This window comes from Dolosigranulum pigrum ATCC 51524, from assembly GCF_000245815.1.
Classification (GTDB): domain Bacteria; phylum Bacillota; class Bacilli; order Lactobacillales; family Carnobacteriaceae_A; genus Dolosigranulum; species Dolosigranulum pigrum.
Window position 1 is genome coordinate 235,253 of the sequence record NZ_JH601104.1, and the last position, 23,264, is coordinate 258,516.

The following is a 23,264-nucleotide window of genomic DNA, read 5'->3' on the forward strand; positions in this document are numbered from 1 at the left end:
AATGAGCCACTCCTAAATGAGCCACTCCTAAATGAGCCACTCCTAAATGAGCCACTCCTAAATGAGCCACTCCTAAATGAGCCACTCCTATTTTGTAAGCCAACAACGGGATTTGAACCCGTGACCTCATCCTTACCATGGATGCGCTCTACCTACTGAGCTATGTCGGCATTATTAACCTCACAACAGTAATATTGTATCATGTTTGGTCCGAGAATGCAAGATATCGCCTTGAATTCTTCCGGAATAATAATCAAATTTATTTTATTCTGTTGGGACTTATGATATAGTTAGGTTGGAATTAGAGAGATCATTTTGGGGTGCGTTATGCTGAGAGAGACCCATTGAACCTGTCAAGTTAGTGCTTGCGAAGGGAAAGTGATTGCATCAAGAGAGACTGGCCGTCATTTTTTCGAGCACTTACTTTTGGGTAAGGGCTTTTTTCAGTCTCATCCTTAAAGTGATAACTATTTATCTAAGAAAGGATGTTTGTTTATGACAACATTTACCGATAGCGCTTATGAATATGTGCAGGAGACGTGGCAGGCAAGCTTTACTCATCCATTCGTCCGTGGGTTAGTTGATGGCTCGCTCGATCAGGAGACGTTCAAGTTCTATGTCATTCAGGATGCGTATTATTTGGAAGGATTTGCCGCGGCGCATTCACTAGCAGCTTACCATACGGAGGATAAGCAGTTGGCACTGGCTTTCTCAGAGGGGGTTGTAAGTACGATTCAAGATGAGCTGTCACTGCATGATTCGTTCATCACCGATCTGAATATTACTGATGAAGACTTAGCGAATTATATTCCGAGTCCGAATGCGTATGCTTATATGAACCACTTGAAGATTCAAGCTCAGACGGGTGATCCAGCCAAGACGGTTGCTTGCTTATTGCCCTGCTATTGGCTCTATGAACAAATCGGCCAGCACTTACTTGAAGAAGGCACTGATAACGAATTGTACGCACGTTGGATCAAAACTTACGCTGATCCTGGATTCTCTGCTGTTGTTGAGAAGTTCAAGTCCATTATGAATGACTTGGCTGAAGACAAAACAGAAGCAGAAATTCAAAAATTACTTCACATCTTCGCTCAGAGTACGTATTATGAATTCCTCTTCTGGGACGATGCTTATACGCACAACAATTGGACAGTGGATTAAACAATTCCCTTAAACGCTATCCACAAATTCTATCCACATATAGGATTCATCGAGAAGGCATCACTCCTTTTTGATGCCTTTTTCCACAAAAAAAGCCCAACTATCACCAGCTGGGCTTTTTTAGTATGATATTAAATTGTCTCTGACACGTGTGGGTGAATGTTATATTTTTCCGCTAGATAGTCCATTGAGATGTTCTCATAGAAGACAGCCGTGGACATGTTGACATACGGAATGACCCAAAGCAATGGAATCCCCAACAGGAAGAGCGATAGAATATACCATCCAACAAAACTGATCTGCAAAGCAAACAAATCAAATTTGTGCCCATCCATCATTTCTCGACTAGCTGTAATCGCATCATTAACCGATATATCATGCCCGTTCTCCTGCGCATCGCGGTAAATATTGTAAGCTTGTGAGTAAGAATAGCCCTTAATAATACCGGGAATGATAAGCACGAAGGTCCACAATATAGTATAGACTGTCTTCAGTAAGAAGACTAAAAACAGCTTCCAACCATAACCACTTGTAAACGCACTAAAAGCATCTTCAAGCGGACGAACTTGGTAATCTTCGCGAATATAGTCAATCATCGTATAGATAATCCCCACCGTTATGAGCGCGAAGAAGGCTTGCACGGCCCACTGAATGAGTCGGCCATTATTCACTGTTGTCACGTACAAGTTAATTTCCCATCCGCTATTCTGAGTCAATTGATTGGGGTCAACCAGTTGTAACTGATCACCCAAAAAACCAACCGCAAAAGATCCAGAAAAAAGCCATACAACAACAATCGAGAACAATGTAGGAACTAAGCTAAGTAACATCATTGACTTCCAGTTACCGGACAGTTGTGCCTTTGCTTCGCGCTTAATCGCACCTGCCCCTTCGAGATAATCTTCTGTAAAAAATGACATCAAATCACCTTCCTTAATATTTATCTCAATTATAACAAAGATATAGTTATTTCAATAATCAAAGCACCAATTTTTCAATTAATGACTTTATGCTTTAATCTATTAGGAGTTGGCTTTATTTTCCGACTTCTTGACGGACAACTTCTGCAATACGTTCACAGTATGCATCTACTTCTTCTTGCGTTGGAGCTTCAGCCATCACACGAAGGAGCGGTTCGGTTCCACTTGGGCGTACCAATATGCGTCCGTTGCCAGCCATCTCTTCTTCAACTGCTTCAATCACTTGTTGGATCGCTTCGTTATTCAAGGCTTCCTTCTTGTCCACCACTTCGATATTCACTAAGCGTTGCGGATAGGTAGTCACTTCAGCGGCTAATTCAGATAATGGTCGGCCGGTTTTCTTCATCACATTAAGGAGCTGAATCCCTGACAGTAAGCCATCACCTGTCGTATGATGATCGAGGAAGATAATGTGACCCGATTGTTCTCCACCTAAGTTGTAGCCATTCTTGCGCATCTCTTCCACAACGAAACGGTCACCGACTTGTGTCTTAACTGACTGAATATCATGTTCTTCAATCGCTTTATAAAAACCAATATTGCTCATAACAGTCGAGACAATGGTACCTTGCTTCAAGCGACCTTGATCAGCTAAGTATTTTCCACAGATAAATAAGATCTTATCTCCGTCAATGATTTCACCGTTCTCATCAATCGCAATTAAGCGATCGCCATCGCCATCAAAAGCTAAGCCGACATCAGAACCCGTCTCTTGGACAAACTCAGCTAATTTCTCAGGGTGGGTACTACCGACGCCATCATTAATATTAATCCCGTTCGGTGAAGCCCCCATAACTTCGAAGTCCGTCTCTAAATCAGCAAATAGGCGGTTCAACAATGGACTCGCTGCCCCATTCGCACCATCTAAAGCTACTTTTAGCCCCGATAAATCACCTGAAATAGTCTGCGTCAAGAATTGAATATACTTCAAGGCACCTTCCTTGAATTCCTCCGATACGCCTAAACCTTCTGCGGATGGACGCTTGTGTGGATCATTGGCTTCATCGATTAACGCTTCGATCTCTGCTTCTTGCTCATCTGATAGCTTGAATCCATCTGAGCCGAAGAACTTGATTCCATTATCGCGGGCTGGGTTGTGTGAAGCAGAAATCATAATACCAGCTGTTGCATTTTGTTGCTTCGTTAGATATGAAACACCTGGCGTCGTAATCACACCGAGACGCATCACTTCTGCGCCGGCTGATAATAATCCTGAAATTAAAGCATACTCCAACATGCGACCACTCACACGTGTATCGCGTCCAATTAAGACATGAGGCACCTCACGCTTTGCATGATTAGCTAAGACAATAGCTCCGAATCGTCCTAACTTGAAGGCTAATTCTGGTGTGAGTTCCTGATTCGCAATTCCTCTAACACCATCTGTTCCAAAATACTTACCCATAATTTTATACTCCTTTATGTTCCATACTACTCATTATTTTCGCTGAACGTTAATTTTGACATTGACTTTATTACGACTCATCTCATCGACTCCATCTGGCATAACGATCGGCACTTCTCGTGTCGTTGATTCAGTAATCCCTGACAAGTCGACATCCACATCAATCTCTTCCATCGCGGCGATCTTATCATAATCCCCGGATACTTCTAATGTTGGTAATTCATTCGTCGCGAGACTAATATTATAATCAAATCGGGGATCAATTTTGCCCGTTTGTTCTAAGTTGATGGCAACTTCTTTCTTGCGACTAGTAATGTTGACACTCGCATCCACCGTAGACGGCGAGACATTCACATTAAGTGGTTCACCCGCCTTATTCAAGACCACGACACGGGCTTCCACATTGAAGCTCGAAGTGATATTGGTCTGGTTCGGTTGGATAATCGCCTTAACTTCGTGAATATTGCTTAAAGTACTCTCCGCCCCAGAAATAGTAACTTGTTTTTCTGAGAGATCAATTCCTTCGACATCATACCCTCGTGCCACATATTCATCGCGGTCAAAGTTCACATCTACATCATATTGTTGACTCAACTTCTCTTCCACACGAATGGTTGCCACAGCCGGGCTGAGGTTATAGTTTAATTCTTCTGAAAACCCTTCTGCGAATAGTTCGATCTTATGCGTCCCGACTCCTAATTCAGTTAAATCCGGTGTCTTCACCGTGAAATTCTGCGTCACGACGGTCTGTGTAATAACAGATTGCGGACCATCAAGGCGGATTGAGACGGCATTGGGAATTCCAGTGGCGAAATATTTTTCATTATCAATATCGACTTCTACCGGAATATTGGTCAATACTTCTGTTACTGAATGGCTAGATGAACCAGACATCACATTATCAGTGTGGCTTTTCCCTTCGTAAGAGACAAACATAAAGAGAAAAATCGCAATAATGACGGATAGAATCTTCGTTAACATTGGGTTATCAAAGTTCCATTTCATTCACCACGCACTCCCTTCATCACCCATTGATAAAGTCGATCAATAACACTTGTTGCTTCGTCCTCATCAACAATTAATTCCTGATCCAAGTACTCCACCAACTCATCGATAGTCAGATCATTTTTTAAGTTACCTAAGTGCGATAAACTAATATTGCCGGTTTCTTCTGAGACAATCAACGTAATCGCATCACTCACTTCAGACAAACCAATTGCCGCTCGGTGTCGCGTTCCAAATTCTTTGGGAATCGCTGAACTCTCCGATAGTGGCAAATAGCTTGCAGCCGATGAAATTTTGAAATTCTGGATAATAACGGCCCCGTCATGAAGTGGTGTATTTGGAATAAAAATATTCGTCACTAATTCCGACGAAATTTCTGAATTCATCCGAATTCCCGTCCCCACATATTCATCCAGACCGGTTTCCATCTCAATGGAAATTAGCGCCCCAATCCGCCGTTTACTCATGTATGTAATCGATTTTTTCAAGGCTTCAATCATCTCATGGGCCGGATCCGCTTTTTTCTTCTTCGCAAAGACAGAACCACGACCTAAATGCTCCAAACCTCGCCGTAGTTCAGGCTGGAAAATGATAATTAACGCTAAGGCTGACCATTGAATGACAAAATCAATCAAATATTCGGTCGTATGTAAATTAAAAACAGAACTGATCACCTTCACCGATAGAACAATAAAAATACCATTGAGAAGTTCATTAATGCGCGTTCCACGAACAATCTTAATTAATTGATAAATAATAAATGACACAATGACAATATCGATCAGACTGCTCACTGTCCCTAACGACAATAATGCTTCCCAACTCAAATCAATTTGCATGTCGGCACCCCCATATGCACGTAGTTATCTTCATTATACCACACCTTGAGTCGTTCCAAAATGTTTCCGGTCATGTTTTTCTTTCTAAAACAAAAAAACCATGTGCAACTGCACATGGACAATAACTGGGCTACCAGGATTCGAACCTGGGAATGACGGTACCAAAAACCGTTGCCTTACCGCTTGGCCATAGCCCAATATGATGGAGGGAGAAGGATTTGAACCTTCGAACCCGAAGGAACGGATTTACAGTCCGCTGCGTTTGGCCACTTCGCTATCCCTCCATATATGACCCCTACGGGATTCGAACCCGTGATACCGCCGTGAAAGGGCGATGTCTTAACCACTTGACCAAGGGGCCTTGAAGAAATGTAATATTTCTTAACACAAATACTATTATATAAATAGCATGATAAAAAGTCAAGAGGAAATTCAATTTTTTTATATTTTTTTTACACCCCTCCATTGTCAAATTAAATGCAACAAAACATACGATTCAATAAGTACGCTTACGATTAGTTAAATGTGGGGGGATTCACCCCTCAAGGGCAACCATCGAAAAAATCATTTTTAATCCGGCTGATGGGCTAATAGAGAACATTCTTCTGGGATAACCCATCTAAGCAGGCTCGATACATACGGTTAATTAATTAGGATAGAATAAAATCCATTATATTTTGGATTTCTAATAGGTAATCTGTTAAAATGAAAATACAGGGATGGTGTTCCCTATAAATGCTATTGGTTAATAGTTGATGACACCTATTAGATAAAATGAATGAGAATTTTTTTTGATTCTACATCATTCATTTTATCTAATAGGTGTTTTTATTAAAGGAGATAGAAATTATGGCAACAAGTTTCGCATTAATTGCATTATTAGGGCTTTTATCTGGAGCTTTATTTGAGAGAATAAAATTACCAGGTTTGCTAGGTATGATCATTGTAGGAGGATTAATCGGTCCCTATGGATTTTCATTATTGAGTGAGGATATTCTAAGGACTTCTAGTGACCTTAGAAATATTGCCTTAATTGTTATTCTTTTAAGGGCAGGACTCGGAATAGAGAAAAAAGTTATTAAAAAAGTAGGAAAACCAGCAATTAAATTAAGCTTTATTCCAGGGATTTTAGAAGGGTTAACGATTGCTTTTCTGTCTGTACAACTTTTTGATTTTTCCTTTATTCAAGGAGGAATTCTCGGATTCATTATTGCTGCTGTGTCACCAGCCGTAATTGTTCCAGCGATGCTTGATTTAATAGATCGTGGGTGTGGTCAAGAAAAAAATATCCCGACTTTAATTTTAGCTGGCGCTTCAATTGATGATGTTTTTGCGGTTACTATCTTTTCTGCTTTTCTAGGGATTTATGGGGGTGGTGATGTCAACATTGGGACAGAAATATTTACAATTCCTTTATCCATTATATTGGGAGTTATCATTGGATTAATGTTTGGTTGGATACTTATCAAAGTCTTTCAACGCTTCGATATCCCAAGCACTCAAAAAATGCTCTTTGTTTTGAGTGCAGCCATATTATTGACTACTTTCGAAAAAGCAATCGAAACCAAAATAGAAATTGCTGGTCTATTAGGAGTTATGGCTATTGGCTTTATTCTCTTTGAAAAAATGCCAGCTGTGGGGAAACAGCTGGCGTCTACATTTAACGAAGTTTGGATCTTTGCTCAAGTATTATTATTTGTTTTAGTTGGCGCTCAGGTTAATATAGGATTAGCCCTTGATGCAGGTTTGAAAGGCATTATACTTATTGGAATTGGTTTATTGGCTAGAAGTACAGGCGTCCTCTTGTCTTTAATCGGAACAGAATTAAATAAGAAGGAAAAATTATTTTCTATAATCGCCTATATTCCAAAGGCTACTGTTCAAGCAGCTATCGGAGCAGTTCCTTTAGCAATGGGGGTTGAATCAGGTGATTTAATTTTATCCTTAGCTGTTTTATCTATCGTTTTAACTGCTCCATTAGGTGCTATTTTAATTAAAGCAACGGGAGATAGGTTGTTAGCTTAATAAGTGCGAATAATACTTTTTTATTTAATTGGCAATCCACTCTCATAATATTATCTATTGACTGAGATGGTGTTTCCTAAAATTACTATTCATTAATTGCTGATGACGTCTGTTAAATAAATTAATTGAATCCTTAACGATTGGATAAAAGTAAAATTGAGTGGCTTATCTCCGGTTAATTATCGGAAACAAGCCACTCAATTATGTACCTAATCGTCACTATTCAAAACTCCAACTTTTGAGGGTCACATCAATTTAATTATACAACTCATCATGTTTATTTGTTTTAGTACTGAATATCACTGTACTTTTCGGGTTTTTTCTCAAATAAGTTTACAACGTATGAACAAGTTGGATTAATCCGCTTGTTTTCTTCTTTTGCTACGGCAACAAGTGCATCCACTAATTTTTGGGCAACGCCTTGCCCACGTAATGAAGTATCTACAAATGTACTGTACGCTTCAATATAATCATCGTGGTAAGCAAACTTAATATACGCAAGGTCTTGTCCATCTATATCTAAATAAATCATATTATCTTTTCGTTTAAATTCCATCATTATTCTCCTCCTATGATCGTAACCAACGAATCGCTGGTTCCAGTATCTCTTCCCAATATGGCCACGTATGACTGCCTGCTTCACTGCGGAAAGTGTGTTTGATCCCTTGATCGCTGAGCCATTCGTGTAATGTCTGATTTTCGGCAAATAAGAAGTCTTCAGTTCCGCACGTCAACAACAACTCGGTCTCATCCCGATCAGCTTGCTTGATTACTTGGTAAATATCCACTTCAGCTGGTAGCTGCTCGAATGAATCCACCTCTAAATAATGACGCAAGCGTTGATCAATACCATTATCACGCAATTTATCGCTTGATGTTAAGATACGTCCAGAAAATGACATCACCTTGCTAAAGGTATCTTGATAATGATAGCCCAGCCGCAAAGCACCGTAACCTCCCATCGAGAGCCCGCCAATAAAGGTATCTTCGCGCTTGTCCGATAACGGAAATAGTTGGCGTGTTTTTTCGACTAGTTCTTGTCCGTAAAACTTCCCATACGCGTCACCGCTCGCATGATCGAGGTAAAAACTATTCGCTCCATCCGGCACGATCACCGCTAGCTGAAACTTCTCAGCCAGGCGAGTAATCGTCGTATAATGTAGCCAGGAATCATGGTTCTCTCCCCAACCGTTCAGTAAATACAGCGTCCGCAATGGCATCGAACGCGGTCGGTCTATCGGAATAATTGCTGTAAAACTAATTTTTCGCGCTAGATGTTTGGAATCAATCGCTCCGGTCAAAACAGTCATCCTATCATCTCCTTCCATTCATTACTCAACTCACTACTCAACATAAATCGCCGGTTCATGCTTAAATAATTGTTGCAATTGAGCTTCAGTCGTTCGCACTTGTGACAGTACTGGTAAATCTTCCCTTGAAAAATAACGAACGGCCTGCACTTCCTTATCAGTCTCGAAGTTCTGTCGGATCTCTCCAACCACCTCACAAGCAAATATAAACTTATAATATTGAAATGGCTGAATAATATCCTCGCGCAAATTCGTATCATAAACCGCACGCAATTGGGTCTCAACCACGTCTAAGCCCGTCTCTTCCTTAACTTCTTTGACAATATTAGCGGTAGGCGATAGCCCTACTTCCGCATAACCGCCTGGCAGGGACCATTCTGCTGTGTGCTTATCTTGAACCAACAGTACCTGTCCCTCTCGCTCAATAAAAGCGCGAACATCCACTTTTGGTGTCGGATAACCTGCTTCTTGCCCGAAGAGGACAGCTAGCTGTTCTGTTGACGTATCTGTCAAGTCCGCTAACAGCTCGAGAGCAATCTCTTTTATTTCTTGGTAACGCTCATGATCAAAAGCATCTTGACCATAATATAATCCCGCATCCGCTACCGACACTAAGCGCTTGTACAATTGCCACTTTTGTTCATTTGTCATTGCTTCCTAACCTCTCCATCGTAAGTTCATTTTTTCAACAAATCTATTTTATCACGAATAATGACTTTATCATAAGAAAAGCGCTGAATCTAAAATTAGGGGTTATATTTTCGCGTAATATTTATTATAATGAAGATAGCGAGGGCGTTTTCACTAAGGGAGAGGAACTTATATGAAAAAGAATCTGGAACAATTAAGTCCATTCGAGTTAAGTTTATATTTGGAAGATCTGCACAATAGTGAGCAGGCAAGCAAGGAATGGCTCAATGCCGGACGGGGTAATCCCAACTGGACGGCACCCATTCCGCGTGAAGCTTACTTTTTATTGGGACAATTTGCGACCCAAGAGACGTATATTCACGGGCGGGACCGTTTAGGCTCGAAGAGTATGAATACAATTGGTCGGGATAAGCGTTTCGATGAGTTCCTGAAGCCAAAGGAATCACTGGGAGCGACCTTATTGCGAAAAATTTGGAATGCAAGTGCTGATGTCTTGGGGATGCCCGCGAGTGAATGGTTGACGTATATGTTGGATTATCTGATTGGGGATAACTATCCGCATCCAGAGCGCGTTTTGCCTGGTTGCGAGCATCCGATTAAGCAATATTTGCAACAAAAATTATTCGACGATCGCAGTGTGCCGTTCGATATTTTTGCTGTTGAAGGCGGTACGGCGGGAATTGTCTATACGTTTAATTCGTTTATTAGCAATCACTTGCTCGAGCCGGGTGATAAGATTGCGATGATGACGCCAACGTTTGCGCCTTATTTGGAAATTCCGGACTTACCAGAATATCAGTTCGATGTTGAATATGTCCGCTCAAAGAGTATGGATTATGACGGCAAGGTAAGTTACCAGTTCCCGAAAGAAGAACTGGACAAGCTACGCTCGCCCGATATTAAAGCGGTCTTCGTTGTCAATCCGAGTAATCCAACTGCAACCGCGATTAATGATGAGTCTATTACCCAGCTTAAGGCCATTATTGAAGAAGATAATCCAGAATTAATGATTATCTCTGATGACGTATACGGCACCTTCTTGAAGGAGTTTCATTCTCTCTTTACCGAAATCCCGTATAATACAGTCTGTATCTATTCTTATTCCAAGTACTTCGGAGCAACAGGTTGGCGCATTGGCACAATCTCAGTGGCGAAGGATAATATTTTTGATAAGAAGTTGCAAGAATTGAATGGACCCGTTGATGAGAAGATCGATAGTCGCTATCACATTATCGATTCTACGCCCAAAAATATTCGCTTCATCGATCGGATGGTCGCTGATAGTCGCTTAGTCGCGCTTAATCATACAGCTGGTCTATCAGCACCCCAACAGGCAATGATGACGATTTTCAGTCTCTATGCGTTGCTGGATGAAGGAGATAATTTTAAGAATGATGTGATGTCCCTCTGCCGTAAGCGTGGCAATCTCTTATATGAATCGCTCGGTTTAACGTATCCGCTTGAATCCTTGAACACCGCCTATTATTGTGAAATCAACTTCGATTGGTGGCTCACGAAGCGCTTCGGTGAAGAGTTCCGTGATTATATCATTGACACATTTACAATGACAGAAATCGTCTCACGCTTAGCCCAAGAAGAACGGGTCAACCTCTTGAAGGCTGAAGCATTTGGTTCCAGTGAATGGACAGTTCGTATCTCGCTAGCTAACTTAGACACACCGAAATATGCTGAAATTGGCTTGCGTATCACCCAATTGATGACACGGCTCTTCCAAGAATGGTATGGTAATCAATTCGCTTAACCCCTCTTTAACTCGCATGAAAGGAGTTCTATCTATGTCATTATCACATCTATCGGATGACTTAACCCATATCCTAGCTGACTTATTCTCCCGCTTCAAACCAAACGAACGCTCACCGCGTCTATTTGTTTTAGGCTGTTCAACCAGTACGATTATCGGCGAAGCGATCGGTCAACAGACTAGCTTAGCGATCGGACAACAAATCGTCCAGACAACCCAGGCATTCTTAGCCGAACGCGATATTGCCTTAGCCGTCCAATGTTGCGAACACTTGAACCGTGCGCTCGTCGTGGAAGCAACCGTTGCAGAACAATTCAACTTACCGCTTGTTAGCGTTGTTCCCATTCTCACTGCTGGCGGTGGGGTTGCGACAGCTGCTTATGACCTCTTCAAAAACCCAGTCGTTGTCGAAGCAATTGAAGCTGACTGCGGACTTGATATCGGCCAAACTGCAATCGGCATGCATATCAAGCATGTCCAAGTTCCCAAACATCTGACACCTAAACAACTCGGTCATGCTCCCGTTTTCGGACTCGCTTCCCGTCCGAAACTAATCGGCGGCAATCGTGCCCACTATGATAACTAAACAAACAACCTTATCAAAAACCCCCTTACTTTTTGCACGACGCGTCGCCCAAAAGTAAGGGGGTTATTATTATTCACATTATTTCAATGATGTCTATTCAACCGATGTATCAATACGTTGGCCGAAGAAGTAGACAATACCAGCTAGCACCATGAAGCCTACCGGAATCAAGACCCATGGAGATATACCATAGGCAGCAGGAATATAGCCCAGTGCTACCGAAATAGCGCCAACTGTTAAGGCATACGGCATCTGCGTCCGCACATGATCAATTAAGTCCGACCCCGCTCCCATCGCTGATAAAATCGTTGTATCTGAGATCGGAGACGAATGATCACCCATAATCGCACCAGCTAAGACCGCCGCTGACACCACAGTAACGAGCTGCATATTGCCTGGATCCAATGCTTCAGCTAATGGAATAGCAAGTGGCATCAAAATACCCATCGTCCCAAAAGATGTCCCTGTTGCAAAAGATATCACCGCTCCAAACACAAAAATTAAACTGGGTAACAACAAGGGATGAATATTCCCTTGTAGCGCCGAGACCAAGAAATCAGCTGTTCCCATTGCTTTCATCATGGAAGACAGTGACCAAGCTAACAACAAGACCCCGCCTGTTGACAGTAAGCTCTTCATCCCTTCGAACCAATGCTCGATTCCTTCTGTGATGCCAAAGCGACCTTGCGTCATCCCCATCACTAATGCAATAATACTAGCTAACAATGAAGCTTGAAATAAGACGACTGACGCATCAGATGCTCCGAATGTTTCTCGAATCGCTGTAAACGAGAAGGGCGCTGTCTCCATCACCCGAATCGCCTCCGCTGCTCCCTCAGCAAGAATTGTCTGACGACCATCCACGTAAAACCCAATAAAACTGAAAACGATAAGTGCCCCAATCGGAATTAGCGCATTCCAAATCGTCCCACCTTCAGCATGTTCATGTTCTGTTGCGCCTTCTGCTTTACTCGAGTCTGGATGAATTAAGTCTCCCGTCCGTTTCGCTCGGAGTTGGGCTTGTTTCATTGGACCAAACTCGCGCAATGTCACTGAGGTCACAAAAACAAACAACAACATAAAAATGTTATAGAACCGGTACGGCAACGTATCTAAGAAAAAACTGTAAGCATTCATCTCCACACCGATTGCATCCAGTGCGCCACTAATCAAACTAATCTCATAACCTACCCACGTCGAAATCAAAGCAATCCCGGTCACTGGCGCAGCTGTCGCATCAATCACAAAGGCTAAGCGCTCGCGCGAAATCCCCATATTATCAGATACCGGACGCATAATGGGTCCAATCGTTAAGGCATTCGCATAATCGTCAAAGAAAATAGCCATTCCTAACAACCAAGTAATGATTTGAGTACTAATTGGACCTTTAGCATACTTCGACAACCGCTCAGCCACCGCCATCGCCCCACCTGTTTTGGCGACTAAAGCAATCAATCCCCCAATCGTCATGACTTGAAGTAATACCCCAGCATTCCATGGATCGGCTAACGAGCTAATAAAGTAACCCACCACACTCGCAAAAGCCTTAGCTACTCCTGTAAGTGCACTCACTCCACTCCCCAACTGCATAATATATGCTCCGCTGAATACGCCGATGAAGAGTGATAAAATCACATCTTTTGTCGTAAAGGCAAGTATAATTGCCAATGCGGGAGGCAATAATGTCCACCAGCCTAAATTCATCCCCACCGTTTGTGCTTCAGCTTCAGCTGCCAAGACGGGATTCGCCCCGAGCAGTATAACTACCGCACTTATCCCTAATATCAATCGTCTACTCCATCTTCTCTGTCCCACAATAATTCCTCCTAAAATTGTCATTGTGAGAGCCTTCCTTAACAAAAAAAGGAATCCAAGACAGTACGCCCCAGATTCCTCCGCAGTTCATTAAGACAGTACTCCACTAACGTGACAGTCCATGATTTATTCAACCATGACCCAGGATCAACTTCCAACACAGCTGTCCTTCGGCGAATTCGCCTTTTATTATCGTTCTTCGGGTGTCAGCCTCCAGATAATGACTCATCGTTTTCGCGCCTCTGTTTTTTATTTAACTGTTTAGTATTCTACACGAATACATTTTATATTTCAAGCTATTTTCCAAAAAATGATCTATTGAGCCGTATGAACTGTGTGAGCCACCTCAACTTTTCCAAGTGAGCCTTCATACTGATCAAAGGCTGCAATCATCCCTTCGTTCACAACTGTTGTATCCGCCAAAATATCAATGATGTGCTGGCGCTTGAAGGTAAATACCAGAATAATCGCCAGCCATGGATGGTAGAAGAACAAGACTTTTCCCAACAATTCGCGATAAAAAATCGTCTGCTTCGACAGCTCAGCGTCTTGCAAAGACATGACTCGTAAACGGAATAACAACTTCCCAGGTGTCTGCCCATCCAGCCAATACGTCATTAAGAAGAAATATCCCACAAATATAACGAGCTCGATCAGCGTTACCCCGAATGAATCGGACACACTTGTCGACCAAATACGATATACCGTCAAGTTCAATAGAATCGCTGTCAGTGCCTGAATCATCACACGATCAACTAAGAAAGCTGCTAAGCGAATCCAGAAGCCGCCAAAGAGTTTTTTGGGCGCATTATATGTTTCGATGTCTCGCAGTTGCGCTTGTCTGCAGGCCAGCTTGCGTTCACTTTCGGCCGTTTTATTTTGCGGTGTTTTGTTCATAACGGCCGGCTCCTTTCCAACGGTATTCCAAGTACATGCCCTGCATATCTTCAATATCTTTCATCATTTGTTTCACATCTGGGGTAGTCTCTACTTGCATAAATGGCAAGCCGTTAAATAAGTTTTGGAATGGATTGCCTGTTTGTTCATATTGGAACACTTCAGCTCCGTCAATCTCTTGAGCAACCTTCACTGCTTCAATCACATCACGGAAGTAGCCTTCTTTATCGACTAAGCCATTCTCAACTGCTTCGCGACCAGAGAAAATACGCCCATCTGCCAACTCTGTCACTTGCGCACGGTCTAAGTTAGGACGTCCTTGATCGACGACATCGACGAACACATCATATGATGCATCGATTTGTGACTGAATCATCTCACGCTCGGCATCTGTCATCTTTCGTGAATTACTTCGGGTATCTTTGAACTCACCGGACGTGAATGTTTCTTGGGTGATGCCATATTCTTCCATTAAGTCACTGAATTCAGTCACGCTTGTAATAACCCCGATCGATCCCACGATAGTCTCTGGTCCCGCATATACTTCATCAGCCACCATCGACATGTAGTAAGCACCGCTTGCGCCTACCATGTCAATCGATGAATAAATCGGAACATCCACCGCTTCTTTCAATTGCATGTAACGGTCATACACCTCGCGTGTCTGATAGACCGCACCTCCACCAGAATTCACCTTCAGCACAACAGCTTTAATCGACTCATCTTCTTCCACTTCATCCGCCGCTGCTAAGATCAATTCATGATTATACTGCGGATCAGCTGGTCCAATCACCCCTTCAATCGGCACGACAAGAATACGCTCATTCTTAGAGCCTTCTTCAAGCACCTCTTCGGAGAGCTCTTCTTCTCCTAACAACATAGCTAAGGGGTTCGACCCTCCTAAGTTACTGACTTGCTCTGTCTCATTATCATTTGTTAACCCAATAGACGAAACACCCGATACCACCACTAGTATCACGGCAATTCCCACAATGAGCCATCGTTTTTTATTCACGTATGACCAAATCCTTTCTATATATGTTGACTTCATTATAACAATAATAATCCTCCCTTATCTACCAATACCCATTTTATTCAAAACATCTCTGCTAAAAAACTCCTGCCCGACTTATCTCTGATAGTGCAGATAAGTTGGGCAGGAGAAAACAGGTTCTTCTTTTTTAATCGTTAGCGGACACTATTATTTAATTCGACCCGGTTGAGCTTTATAGCCCTCGTAGGCATCAATTAAGATTTCTTTCATATCATCGACCAGTGGCAGACGTGGGTTAGCCGGTGAACATTGGTCTTCATAGGCTAAGTAAGCAATTTCGTCTACTTTTGCTAGATACTCATCCTTATCAATCCCTTGTGCTTTTAAGTTCATTTGGATACCGACTTTTTCCCCTAATTCATAAACTGCTGTCGCAAATGAAGCGACACCTTCTTCTGGTGTTGAAGCAGGGAGGCCTAATGCTTGCGCAATTTCTTGGAATTTTTTGTCTGCTTTGTAATGGTCATACTTCGGCCAGGTAGATGTCTTAGCTGGACGTGTACCGTTATAGCGAACAACATATGGCAATAAGATGGCATTGGTACGGCCGTGAACGGTATGGAAGAATGCGCCAACTTTGTGCGCCATGGAGTGTGACATCCCTAAGAATGCATTAGCGAAGGCCATTCCCGCAATGGTTGAGGCATTGTGCATCTTCTCGCGCGCAACTGGATCAGCTGTCTTGACAGATTCTTCCAAGTATTGGAACGTCATCTTGATCGCTTGTAGCGCAAGACCGTCCGTATAATCATTCGCCATCGTGGAGGTGAACGCTTCTACTGCGTGAGTCAGTACGTCCATTCCCGTATCAGCTGTTACTTCAGCAGGGACTGTATCGACAAACGCTGGATCAGCAATCGCAACAGTCGGTGTCAATGAATAGTCGGCAATTGGGTATTTGCGGTTATGCTTCTTATCTGAGATAACAGCAAATGGTGTCACTTCTGAACCCGTTCCGGAAGTTGTTGGAATCGCGACGAATTTCGCAATTTTACCTAATTCAGGAAAGCGGAACGCACGTTTACGAATATCCATAAATTTTTGGACTAAATCGCGGAAATCGACACTTGGCTGTTCATAGTAAAGCCACATCACTTTCGCTGCATCCATAACTGATCCCCCACCGAGCGCAATAATGGTATCTGGCTCGAAGCTCTTCATAATTTCGGTTCCTTTTTCGACCGTTGTAATATCTGGGTCCGGCTCCACATCAGTAAAGACTTGGTAAGTTACCTTGTTCCGACGACGGTGCAACTGTTCAATCACGCGGTGCAAGAAGCCTAGTTTTACCATCGTTTCGTCAGTTACAATCATCACTTTTTCAACATCTTTCATTGACTTCAAATATTGAATCGAATCGCGTTCGAAGTAAATTTTTGGTGGCACCTTGAACCACTGCATATTATTTTTCCTTCTTCCTACTTTTTTAATATTTAAGAGATGTTCTGTGCTCACGTTTCCACCCACTGAGTTCTTCCCGTATGACCCACAACCTAATGTTAGAGATGGAACGAAGGCATTATATACATTCCCGATTCCACCAAAAGTAGATGGTGAGTTCCAGATTAAACGCATCGCTTTAATTTTTTGGCCGTATGCTTGAGCCAGTTCTTCGCTAGCGGTGTGAATAGCTGCTGAGTGACCAAGCCCGTGGAATTCCACCATTTGCTTCGCTAACTCGATCCCTTGATCCGTTGATTTAGCTTTCAATACAGCCAAGACCGGTGATAATTTTTCACGGGTTAGTGGCTCATTAGGGCCTACTTCTGAGACTTCTGCTGCCAGAATATTTGTTCCTTCTGGGACACTGAATCCAGCTTGTTCAGCAATCCAACTAGCTGAACGTCCCACAATGTCACTATTCAACTTGGCTTCGCTACAATTTTTACTGTTTGCTTTTGCGCCGAAGCAGAACTCTTCTAACAAGGCTTTCTCTTCTGGGGTAACGAGATACGTATGATAGCTCTTGAATTCAGCTATGGTCTGGTCATAGATCGCTTCATCAATAATTGCCGCTTGTTCAGATGCACAGACCATTCCGTTGTCGAACGATTTACTCATCACAATATCATGAACGGCTTGTGGAACATCAGCTGTTTTTTCGATGTATGCTGGGACATTCCCCGCTCCAACGCCGAGTGCCGGTTTTCCACATGAGTAAGCCGCTTTTACCATGGCATTCCCACCAGTCGCCAAAATTGTCGCAATTCCTTCATGGTTCATTAAGGCATTCGTAGCTTCCATTGAAGGTTGTGTAATCCATTGAACACAGTGCTTCGGTGCACCTGCTTTTACTGCTGCATCATAGACGACTTGTGCTGCTGCTGCTGAAGATTGCTGTGCTCCCGGGTGGAAGGCAAAGATAATCGGGTTACGTGTCTTCAAGGCAATTAATGCTTTAAAGATAGTTGTTGAGGTTGGGTTCGTTGTTGGTGTAATCCCACAGACAACGCCCACCGGTTCAGCAATATACGTCAATCCCTGTACATCATCTTCGCGAATAATCCCGACTGTCTTTTCATGACGCATATGATTGACGACATGCTCACAAGCGAACAAGTTTTTCGTTGCTTTATCTTCAAAGACGCCTCGTCCCGTTTCGTCCACTGCCAATTTTGCCAAGTGACCATGCTGATCTAGTGCTGCCACGGATGCCTTTTTCACAATATAATTAATTTGATCTTGATCGAAGTGACCAAAAGCTGCGAGTGCTTCTTGCCCTCTTGCCACTAACTGATCCACTTCTGATGGTTTATTTGTTTGTTCTTTCACAATATCTCCCATGATAATTCCTCCTATTTATCTTAACTCACCTATATCTTAATTCATTTCCTTTCAATTGTAAATAATAATGTTATTAATTTCACAATAACACGTTTTCAATGATAGATTTCTCACGTAACGCTTCCAAAAAATCAGTCTTAAGGCGGAACGCAAGCGGTCGTTTTTCTCCTATATTAGTGTTATAATGTGAGTACTAACGAATTGAAGGAGTGTTTTATATGAATACATGGATTATATTAGGAATTATCTTAGTGATTATATTAGGCTTGTTCGGCCTCTACAACGGATTGGTGCGTAAGCGCAATGCAGCGGAGCAAATGTTCGCCCAAATCGATGTCGAACTCCAACGACGAAATGATCTCGTCCCGAACTTAGTAAACACAGTTAAAGGATATGCTGCACATGAAAAAGAATTACTGGAATCTGTGACAAAAGCGCGTCAACAGCTCATTCACTTGCCTGACAGTGCATCGAACAAAGAAAAATTAGCAAAATCAGATGAATTAAGTGGCGCACTCGGTCGCTTACTAGCAGTCTCTGAGAGCTATCCTGACTTGAAGGCCAACCAGAACTTCTTACAACTTCAAGAAGAATTAACCAATACCGAAAACCGGATCTCTGGCTCACGTCAATCTTATAACCGAGCTGTTATGCAGTACAATCAATCCTTGGAGACTGTCCCACAGAACTTTATTGCCAGTCTCTTCAACTTCAAGCCAATGACTTATCACGAAGCACCACAAGAAGCACGCAATGTTCCGAACGTTCAATTTTAAGTAGTTGAGGTGATTATGCATGTACGAACAAATTCGAAAAAATAAAATACGTACGGCTATTATCATTATTATCTTTGCTGCCGTCGTTATAGCAGTTGCTTCATTTGCCGGCTATTATTTTGTCGGCGATTTCCTTACCGGTGCTGTCTTAGGCGTTGGGATCGGAACCGTCTATATCTTGATCTCTATGAGTAGTGCTTCAGGATCGATGTTGCGCATGACCAACGCGCGACGAATTGACAAAAATAGCGCACGCAACGTCGACGAGCAACAAGTCTACAATATTGTTAGCCAGCTAGCCATGATGGAACAATTACCAGAACCAGATGTCTATATTGTTAAGGACCAGCAACCAAACGCTTTTGCTGTGGGGATGTCGCCCAAGTCAGCCAGTGTAGCTGTTACCACCGGCTTAATGAACCGACTGAATCGAGCAGAGATGGAAGGCGTTATCGCTCACGAAATCGCCCATATCAAGAACTACGATTCACGATTAAAAGTCACCGCCTTTGCACTCGGTAGTATTCTCGTCATGATTGGTCACGTCTTATACCGTTCCGGCATGTTTAGCTCACGAGGACGCCGACGCAACAGTGATTCAGAAGGAAATGCTGCTATGATCGGCTTCTTAGTGGGGCTCATTATCGTCGTGTTTGGGAATATTTTCAGCAAATTTATGCAAATGTGGGTCTCCCGCAAGCGCGAATACTTAGCTGATGCCAGTGCAGCAGAGATGACGCGCAATCCCGAAGCACTCGCTAGCGCCTTAGAGAAAATTAGTGGGATGGAACCGAGCCAACAAGCTGACTCTGCTATGAGTGCAATGTACTTTTTCAACCCCTTTAAAAACTCAGGTGACTCGATCTGGAGCACTCACCCCAGTACGGAAAATCGTATCAAAGCCTTACGTAACTTATAAGTGTAAACAAATATATCCGATGTTACCGCTATTTATTTAGCGGTAATATTACGCTCCAAACATTAGCCGATATCAGCCATCTCAGCAAGTATTATATCTCTCATTCATTCAAGGAAGAGATCGGTCAGTCTCCCATTGACTATCTGAACACCCAACGTATCGAGAATGCTAAGATTCTATTAGAGAGCACCAACTATTCGATTACAGAGATTGCTCGTTTTACCGGTTTTTCGTCACAATCCTTCTTCTCACAACGCTTTAAAGAATTCATCGGCCAATCACCGAGTCACTACCGCAAACAGCACGTCCAATCGACCTCCTTGTAACATCCGCCCTTCATGAGAACAGAACAGCCCCACCATTCGCTATCAAAAAAACGAGTACCCGCATAATCGCTGATACTCGTTTTTTATCTTCTATATAAACCTTTCATAATAAACCCATGCCCCAGCTCCTGAGCTTAGCGCAACAACAGCCACCACGACGAACCAGGGCAGTCCATCACCACTTGTCACTGCTGCTTCCTGACGACTAGCTTCCACGCCAGAGACACGTAAAGTTTCTAAGCTTTCTACAATATCTTCTAATAATTCCTCATCCGTTGTGGAATACTGATCAATGTTTAATAATTTCTCTTCTTCCCCAGCCTCTCGCAAGTCTGGATATTCGATAAAAATCTCGGCAATCGCCACATCATTGCCTTCTAAGACAATATCGCGCAGACGTTGCTTAATATGATCGGAGTGATTAGACTGCTCAATTAAGGCAATCAATCGCTGCTTAAAGAAGAGATCTTGTGGATCTTCTCTATCAGAAGATGCCTGCTCTTGCTCCGATGCTTGCTCTGAATGAGAGGGCTCTTGGGAGTCATCATCACTTAGCACATCCACTACTGCTGGCAAACTCTGCCCCGTCTTCGGTCCCCGCTTGCGCACTTGTTCGATAAAGCCTTGTACGTGCTGATTGATCTCTTGGGTTGAGTGAGCCGCTTTGAATTTTTGCTCGTATTCATTATATAAGTCTGTTGATATTTTTCCTTTATACCGCTTTAGAATTTGGTCAGTTTTCTTCTTGGCTTCCGCTAGAGATTCTTGTTGGTCTGAGGTGGAATCTTTCTCCCTAGCTGGTTTATCCGGTTGCGTGCCTTGTTCAGCTTCCTGATCAGCTGCAGCCGGCTGATTCGATTCATTCTCCTGTTCTGGTCGACGCGTCGGGGATGAACCTGGCTGTCCTTCTCCTGCTGTAGGTGGCGTCGGGGAAGTCGTGTCGGTATCTTTTCTTCGATTAATAAGCGCGGTCATATCGGCCAGAATACTGTCTAATTCATTCACTGTTTTGGCCGCATTGATCCGACTGAGAAGCTGTTCGTGCTGAGATGATGTCAATTGACCCAGGCGACTATTCAACATATGACGTGCACTAGCTTGATGCGCTTCGAAATCAGCAGATGATGGGCCATCTGTCGTATCAGCTTCTGATTCGTCCGGTTGGTTTTCTGAAGATTCTGGCGTTGTCTGGTGATCGCCCGCATGATCATCCGAGGATTGGTCCCGGGTTTGCTCCGATTCACCTGACTCTTTCGCTTGATTACGTTCATTCTCTCGAGTTGCTGACTGGGATTGGTCACTGCTAGTATCCTGTTCTTGCGTCTGACCATCCTGAGCGAGCACATGTTCTTCTTCAACTTGCATCGTGCCACCCATCATGAGCATACTCAACATTATTATGAATAAATTTTTAGCTCGTTTTATCATTTTTCCCCTCCAGCATGGGTTAGTCCTCCACTCTCACGCCAATTCAGGTCCAGTATAGCACACGAATATTACCAACTAATAACAGAATGAGAGCTCAATATTAATTATTGATTACAATTTAGCAAATTCCTCACACATTCCCTGCAATCTTTCGCCATTTGGACTATAATAGATGAGGAAAAAATATCAGGAAGCAAAGGGGTATGTAAATAATGACAGCAATAGTTGTTGTTGGTACACAATGGGGAGACGAAGGAAAAGGGAAAATCACCAACTTTCTCAGCAAAGATGCACAGGTGATTGCCCGCTATCAAGGTGGAGATAATGCAGGACATACGATTCAGTTCGACAATCAGAAGTTCGGCCTGCATCTCGTGCCATCCGGAATCTTCTCTTCCGACAAAATAAGCATCATCGGAAACGGTGTCGTCGTCAATCCGAAGTCACTGATCTCAGAACTTGCCGAAATCGAAGAAAAAGGCGTCCAAACCGATAACTTGCGCATCTCATCACGCGCACACATCATCTTGCCCTATCACATCGCCTTCGATAAGTTACAAGAACAATCAAAAGGTGACCAAAAAATTGGTACGACAAATAAAGGAATCGGCCCGTGCTATAGCGACAAGATGGCTCGCATCGGCATCCGCATGTGTGACTTATTGGACAAAGAGATCTTCCGCGAAAAACTAGCACACACCTTAGAATTCAAAAACGCCATCTTAACTAAAGTCTACGATGAACAGCCACTTGACTTCGAGGCGATCTTCGAAGAATACTATGCATACGGCCAACAATTAAAACCATACGTGACGGATACATCCGTTATCTTGAACCAGGCCATCGATCAAGGCGAACGCGTCCTCTTCGAAGGAGCACAAGGAAACTTACTCGACATCGACCACGGAACTTATCCGTTCGTCACCTCTTCTAACCCCGTCGCGGGTGGCGTCACAACCGGAACTGGTGTCGGCCCAACCAAGATCGATGCCGTCATCGGGGTCTGCAAGGCGTACACTTCTCGCGTTGGTGAAGGGCCTTACCCAACTGAACTTTTCGATGAAATCGGCGACCAAATTCGTGAAGTCGGCCGTGAATACGGCACAACCACCGGACGTCCTCGTCGTGTAGGATGGTTCGATAGCGTCGTGATGGCCCACTCTTGCCGTGTCTCTGGTATTACCAAGCTATCACTCAACAGTATTGACGTCTTGAGTGGTTTAGAGACGGTCAAAATCTGTACCGGCTACCAGACACCAGCTAGCGACATCATCACTCACTATCCAGCGAGCTTAGAAGAGCTCAGCAAGATGGAACCAGTCTATGAAGAACTCCCTGGCTGGGATGAAGATATTACCGGCATTCGCGAATACGACAACTTACCAGACAATGCCAAGCGCTACGTCGAACGCATCAGCGAACTTGTCGGTGCCCCGATCGCAACAGTCTCAGTCGGCCCTGACCGCGAGCAAACCATCATCTTACAAGACATCTGGAACGGATAATCTAACTACTTGCTTGACCAAAAAAGGACGCCT

The 23,264-nt window shown here is 43.2% G+C and carries 20 protein-coding genes, 4 tRNA genes and 3 riboswitches; of the genes, 8 read left to right on the forward strand and 16 right to left on the reverse strand.

Translation table 11 applies throughout. The features are described 5' to 3' along the window. Window positions 1-97 precede the first annotated feature (97 nt). Window positions 98-170 (reverse strand) — tRNA-Thr (locus tag HMPREF9703_RS08040). Window positions 171-306: 136 nt separating this feature from the next. Next, window positions 307-393: riboswitch (TPP riboswitch) on the forward strand. 102 nt (window positions 394-495) lie between these two features. On the opposite strand from HMPREF9703_RS08040, the gene tenA reads away from it, so the two are divergent. Continuing rightward, on the forward strand, window positions 496-1,164 hold the full coding sequence (gene tenA / locus HMPREF9703_RS08045; RefSeq protein WP_004636950.1) for a thiaminase II: 669 nt from the start codon (window positions 496-498) through the stop codon (window positions 1,162-1,164). 131 nt (window positions 1,165-1,295) lie between these two features. Here the strand turns inward: tenA and HMPREF9703_RS08050 are convergent, their stop codons facing one another. The 7 genes from HMPREF9703_RS08050 to HMPREF9703_RS08080 all read right to left on the reverse strand — a co-directional run bounded on the left by HMPREF9703_RS08050 (window position 1,296) and on the right by HMPREF9703_RS08080 (window position 5,754). Next, window positions 1,296-2,084, reverse strand: coding sequence for a DUF975 family protein (locus tag HMPREF9703_RS08050; protein WP_004636951.1), 789 nt, complete (start codon window positions 2,082-2,084; stop codon window positions 1,296-1,298). Between the two features lie 115 nt (window positions 2,085-2,199). After that, on the reverse strand, window positions 2,200-3,549 hold the full coding sequence (gene glmM / locus HMPREF9703_RS08055) for a phosphoglucosamine mutase (protein WP_004636952.1): 1,350 nt from the start codon (window positions 3,547-3,549) through the stop codon (window positions 2,200-2,202). Between the two features lie 33 nt (window positions 3,550-3,582). Beyond that, a complete protein-coding gene (locus tag HMPREF9703_RS08060) occupies window positions 3,583-4,554 on the reverse strand; it encodes a CdaR family protein (RefSeq protein ID WP_004636953.1) in 972 nt (323 codons plus the stop codon). Then, window positions 4,551-5,393 (reverse strand): diadenylate cyclase CdaA, encoded by an 843-nt coding sequence (gene cdaA, locus HMPREF9703_RS08065; protein ID WP_004636954.1) that lies wholly within the window; start codon window positions 5,391-5,393, stop codon window positions 4,551-4,553. Before cdaA ends, HMPREF9703_RS08060 begins: the two co-directional genes overlap by 4 nt. 125 nt (window positions 5,394-5,518) lie before the next feature. Further along, a tRNA-Gln gene (locus tag HMPREF9703_RS08070) sits at window positions 5,519-5,590 on the reverse strand. Between the two features lie 6 nt (window positions 5,591-5,596). Continuing rightward, window positions 5,597-5,677, reverse strand: a tRNA-Tyr gene (locus HMPREF9703_RS08075). Window positions 5,678-5,682: 5 nt separating this feature from the next. Continuing rightward, a tRNA-Glu gene (locus HMPREF9703_RS08080) sits at window positions 5,683-5,754 on the reverse strand. A gap of 345 nt (window positions 5,755-6,099) precedes the next feature. Continuing rightward, window positions 6,100-6,165: riboswitch (Fluoride riboswitch) on the forward strand. Window positions 6,166-6,242: 77 nt separating this feature from the next. Here HMPREF9703_RS08080 and HMPREF9703_RS08085 point away from each other — a divergent pair. Further along, entirely contained in the window at window positions 6,243-7,418 is a 1,176-nt protein-coding gene (locus tag HMPREF9703_RS08085) for a cation:proton antiporter (RefSeq protein ID WP_004636955.1), read from the forward strand. A gap of 286 nt (window positions 7,419-7,704) precedes the next feature. On the opposite strand, the gene HMPREF9703_RS08090 is transcribed toward HMPREF9703_RS08085, so the two are convergent. Genes HMPREF9703_RS08090 through HMPREF9703_RS08100 form a run of 3 tightly spaced genes read right to left on the reverse strand, consistent with a single transcriptional unit; the run spans window position 7,705 to window position 9,379 of the window. Next, window positions 7,705-7,977 (reverse strand): GNAT family N-acetyltransferase, encoded by a 273-nt coding sequence (locus HMPREF9703_RS08090; RefSeq protein ID WP_050815210.1) that lies wholly within the window; start codon window positions 7,975-7,977, stop codon window positions 7,705-7,707. A 10-nt stretch (window positions 7,978-7,987) separates the two neighbouring features. Continuing rightward, window positions 7,988-8,728, reverse strand: coding sequence for an alpha/beta hydrolase (locus HMPREF9703_RS08095; RefSeq protein ID WP_004636957.1), 741 nt, complete (start codon window positions 8,726-8,728; stop codon window positions 7,988-7,990). Between the two features lie 33 nt (window positions 8,729-8,761). Then, complete coding sequence (locus HMPREF9703_RS08100; protein WP_004636958.1) at window positions 8,762-9,379, reverse strand: NUDIX hydrolase N-terminal domain-containing protein; 618 nt, start codon at window positions 9,377-9,379, stop codon at window positions 8,762-8,764. A gap of 172 nt (window positions 9,380-9,551) precedes the next feature. Between HMPREF9703_RS08100 and aspD the strand changes: the two genes are divergently transcribed. Then, window positions 9,552-11,141 carry an aspartate 4-decarboxylase gene (aspD, locus tag HMPREF9703_RS08105; protein WP_004636959.1) on the forward strand — a complete coding sequence of 530 codons (1,590 nt, stop codon included), beginning with the start codon at window positions 9,552-9,554 and terminating at the stop codon, window positions 11,139-11,141. Between the two features lie 34 nt (window positions 11,142-11,175). Next, a complete protein-coding gene (locus tag HMPREF9703_RS08110; protein WP_004636960.1) occupies window positions 11,176-11,727 on the forward strand; it encodes a TIGR01440 family protein in 552 nt (183 codons plus the stop codon). Between the two features lie 93 nt (window positions 11,728-11,820). Here HMPREF9703_RS08110 and HMPREF9703_RS08115 read toward each other — a convergent pair whose 3' ends face one another. The 4 genes from HMPREF9703_RS08115 to adhE all read right to left on the reverse strand — a co-directional run bounded on the left by HMPREF9703_RS08115 (window position 11,821) and on the right by adhE (window position 18,277). Next, window positions 11,821-13,542 carry a Na+/H+ antiporter NhaC family protein gene (locus HMPREF9703_RS08115; protein WP_040377127.1) on the reverse strand — a complete coding sequence of 574 codons (1,722 nt, stop codon included), beginning with the start codon at window positions 13,540-13,542 and terminating at the stop codon, window positions 11,821-11,823. 88 nt (window positions 13,543-13,630) lie between these two features. Next, window positions 13,631-13,795, reverse strand: a riboswitch (Lysine riboswitch). Between the two features lie 62 nt (window positions 13,796-13,857). Then, a complete protein-coding gene (locus HMPREF9703_RS08120; protein WP_004636962.1) occupies window positions 13,858-14,439 on the reverse strand; it encodes an RDD family protein in 582 nt (193 codons plus the stop codon). Next, on the reverse strand, window positions 14,417-15,454 hold the full coding sequence (sppA, locus tag HMPREF9703_RS08125) for a signal peptide peptidase SppA (RefSeq protein ID WP_004636963.1): 1,038 nt from the start codon (window positions 15,452-15,454) through the stop codon (window positions 14,417-14,419). The genes HMPREF9703_RS08120 and sppA overlap by 23 nt, the downstream gene beginning before the upstream one ends. 186 nt (window positions 15,455-15,640) lie before the next feature. Then, window positions 15,641-18,277, reverse strand: a complete 2,637-nt coding sequence (gene adhE / locus HMPREF9703_RS08130; protein WP_004636964.1) for a bifunctional acetaldehyde-CoA/alcohol dehydrogenase — start codon at window positions 18,275-18,277, stop codon at window positions 15,641-15,643. Between the two features lie 218 nt (window positions 18,278-18,495). On the opposite strand from adhE, the gene HMPREF9703_RS08135 reads away from it, so the two are divergent. The 3 genes from HMPREF9703_RS08135 to HMPREF9703_RS09310 all read left to right on the forward strand — a co-directional run bounded on the left by HMPREF9703_RS08135 (window position 18,496) and on the right by HMPREF9703_RS09310 (window position 20,298). Continuing rightward, the gene (locus HMPREF9703_RS08135; RefSeq protein WP_004636965.1) at window positions 18,496-19,053 is read left to right on the forward strand and encodes a LemA family protein; all 558 of its coding nucleotides are present in this window, start codon (window positions 18,496-18,498) and stop codon (window positions 19,051-19,053) included. A gap of 19 nt (window positions 19,054-19,072) precedes the next feature. Next, a complete protein-coding gene (locus tag HMPREF9703_RS08140) occupies window positions 19,073-19,972 on the forward strand; it encodes a M48 family metallopeptidase (RefSeq protein WP_004636966.1) in 900 nt (299 codons plus the stop codon). Between the two features lie 71 nt (window positions 19,973-20,043). Further along, window positions 20,044-20,298, forward strand: a complete 255-nt coding sequence (locus tag HMPREF9703_RS09310; protein WP_370882822.1) for a helix-turn-helix transcriptional regulator — start codon at window positions 20,044-20,046, stop codon at window positions 20,296-20,298. Window positions 20,299-20,388: 90 nt separating this feature from the next. On the opposite strand, the gene HMPREF9703_RS08145 is transcribed toward HMPREF9703_RS09310, so the two are convergent. Continuing rightward, the gene (locus HMPREF9703_RS08145) at window positions 20,389-21,726 is read right to left on the reverse strand and encodes a hypothetical protein (protein WP_004636967.1); all 1,338 of its coding nucleotides are present in this window, start codon (window positions 21,724-21,726) and stop codon (window positions 20,389-20,391) included. Between the two features lie 212 nt (window positions 21,727-21,938). Between HMPREF9703_RS08145 and HMPREF9703_RS08150 the strand changes: the two genes are divergently transcribed. Further along, window positions 21,939-23,231 (forward strand): adenylosuccinate synthase, encoded by a 1,293-nt coding sequence (locus HMPREF9703_RS08150; RefSeq protein ID WP_004636968.1) that lies wholly within the window; start codon window positions 21,939-21,941, stop codon window positions 23,229-23,231. Window positions 23,232-23,264 lie beyond the last annotated feature (33 nt).

Coding starts and splice junctions, on each gene's coding strand:
- HMPREF9703_RS08090 (WP_050815210.1), bottom strand. CDS start 7,977: ATGATGGAATTTAAACGAAAAGATAATATGATTTATTTAGATATAGAT.
- aspD (WP_004636959.1), top strand. CDS start 9,552: ATGAAAAAGAATCTGGAACAATTAAGTCCATTCGAGTTAAGTTTATAT.
- cdaA (WP_004636954.1), bottom strand. CDS start 5,393: ATGCAAATTGATTTGAGTTGGGAAGCATTATTGTCGTTAGGGACAGTG.
- HMPREF9703_RS08120 (WP_004636962.1), bottom strand. CDS start 14,439: ATGAACAAAACACCGCAAAATAAAACGGCCGAAAGTGAACGCAAGCTG.
- HMPREF9703_RS08150 (WP_004636968.1), top strand. CDS start 21,939: ATGACAGCAATAGTTGTTGTTGGTACACAATGGGGAGACGAAGGAAAA.
- HMPREF9703_RS08085 (WP_004636955.1), top strand. CDS start 6,243: ATGGCAACAAGTTTCGCATTAATTGCATTATTAGGGCTTTTATCTGGA.
- glmM (WP_004636952.1), bottom strand. CDS start 3,549: ATGGGTAAGTATTTTGGAACAGATGGTGTTAGAGGAATTGCGAATCAG.
- HMPREF9703_RS08145 (WP_004636967.1), bottom strand. CDS start 21,726: ATGATAAAACGAGCTAAAAATTTATTCATAATAATGTTGAGTATGCTC.
- HMPREF9703_RS08135 (WP_004636965.1), top strand. CDS start 18,496: ATGAATACATGGATTATATTAGGAATTATCTTAGTGATTATATTAGGC.
- HMPREF9703_RS08095 (WP_004636957.1), bottom strand. CDS start 8,728: ATGACTGTTTTGACCGGAGCGATTGATTCCAAACATCTAGCGCGAAAA.
- HMPREF9703_RS08100 (WP_004636958.1), bottom strand. CDS start 9,379: ATGACAAATGAACAAAAGTGGCAATTGTACAAGCGCTTAGTGTCGGTA.
- HMPREF9703_RS08050 (WP_004636951.1), bottom strand. CDS start 2,084: ATGTCATTTTTTACAGAAGATTATCTCGAAGGGGCAGGTGCGATTAAG.
- HMPREF9703_RS08110 (WP_004636960.1), top strand. CDS start 11,176: ATGTCATTATCACATCTATCGGATGACTTAACCCATATCCTAGCTGAC.
- HMPREF9703_RS08140 (WP_004636966.1), top strand. CDS start 19,073: ATGTACGAACAAATTCGAAAAAATAAAATACGTACGGCTATTATCATT.
- adhE (WP_004636964.1), bottom strand. CDS start 18,277: ATGGGAGATATTGTGAAAGAACAAACAAATAAACCATCAGAAGTGGAT.
- HMPREF9703_RS08060 (WP_004636953.1), bottom strand. CDS start 4,554: ATGAAATGGAACTTTGATAACCCAATGTTAACGAAGATTCTATCCGTC.
- tenA (WP_004636950.1), top strand. CDS start 496: ATGACAACATTTACCGATAGCGCTTATGAATATGTGCAGGAGACGTGG.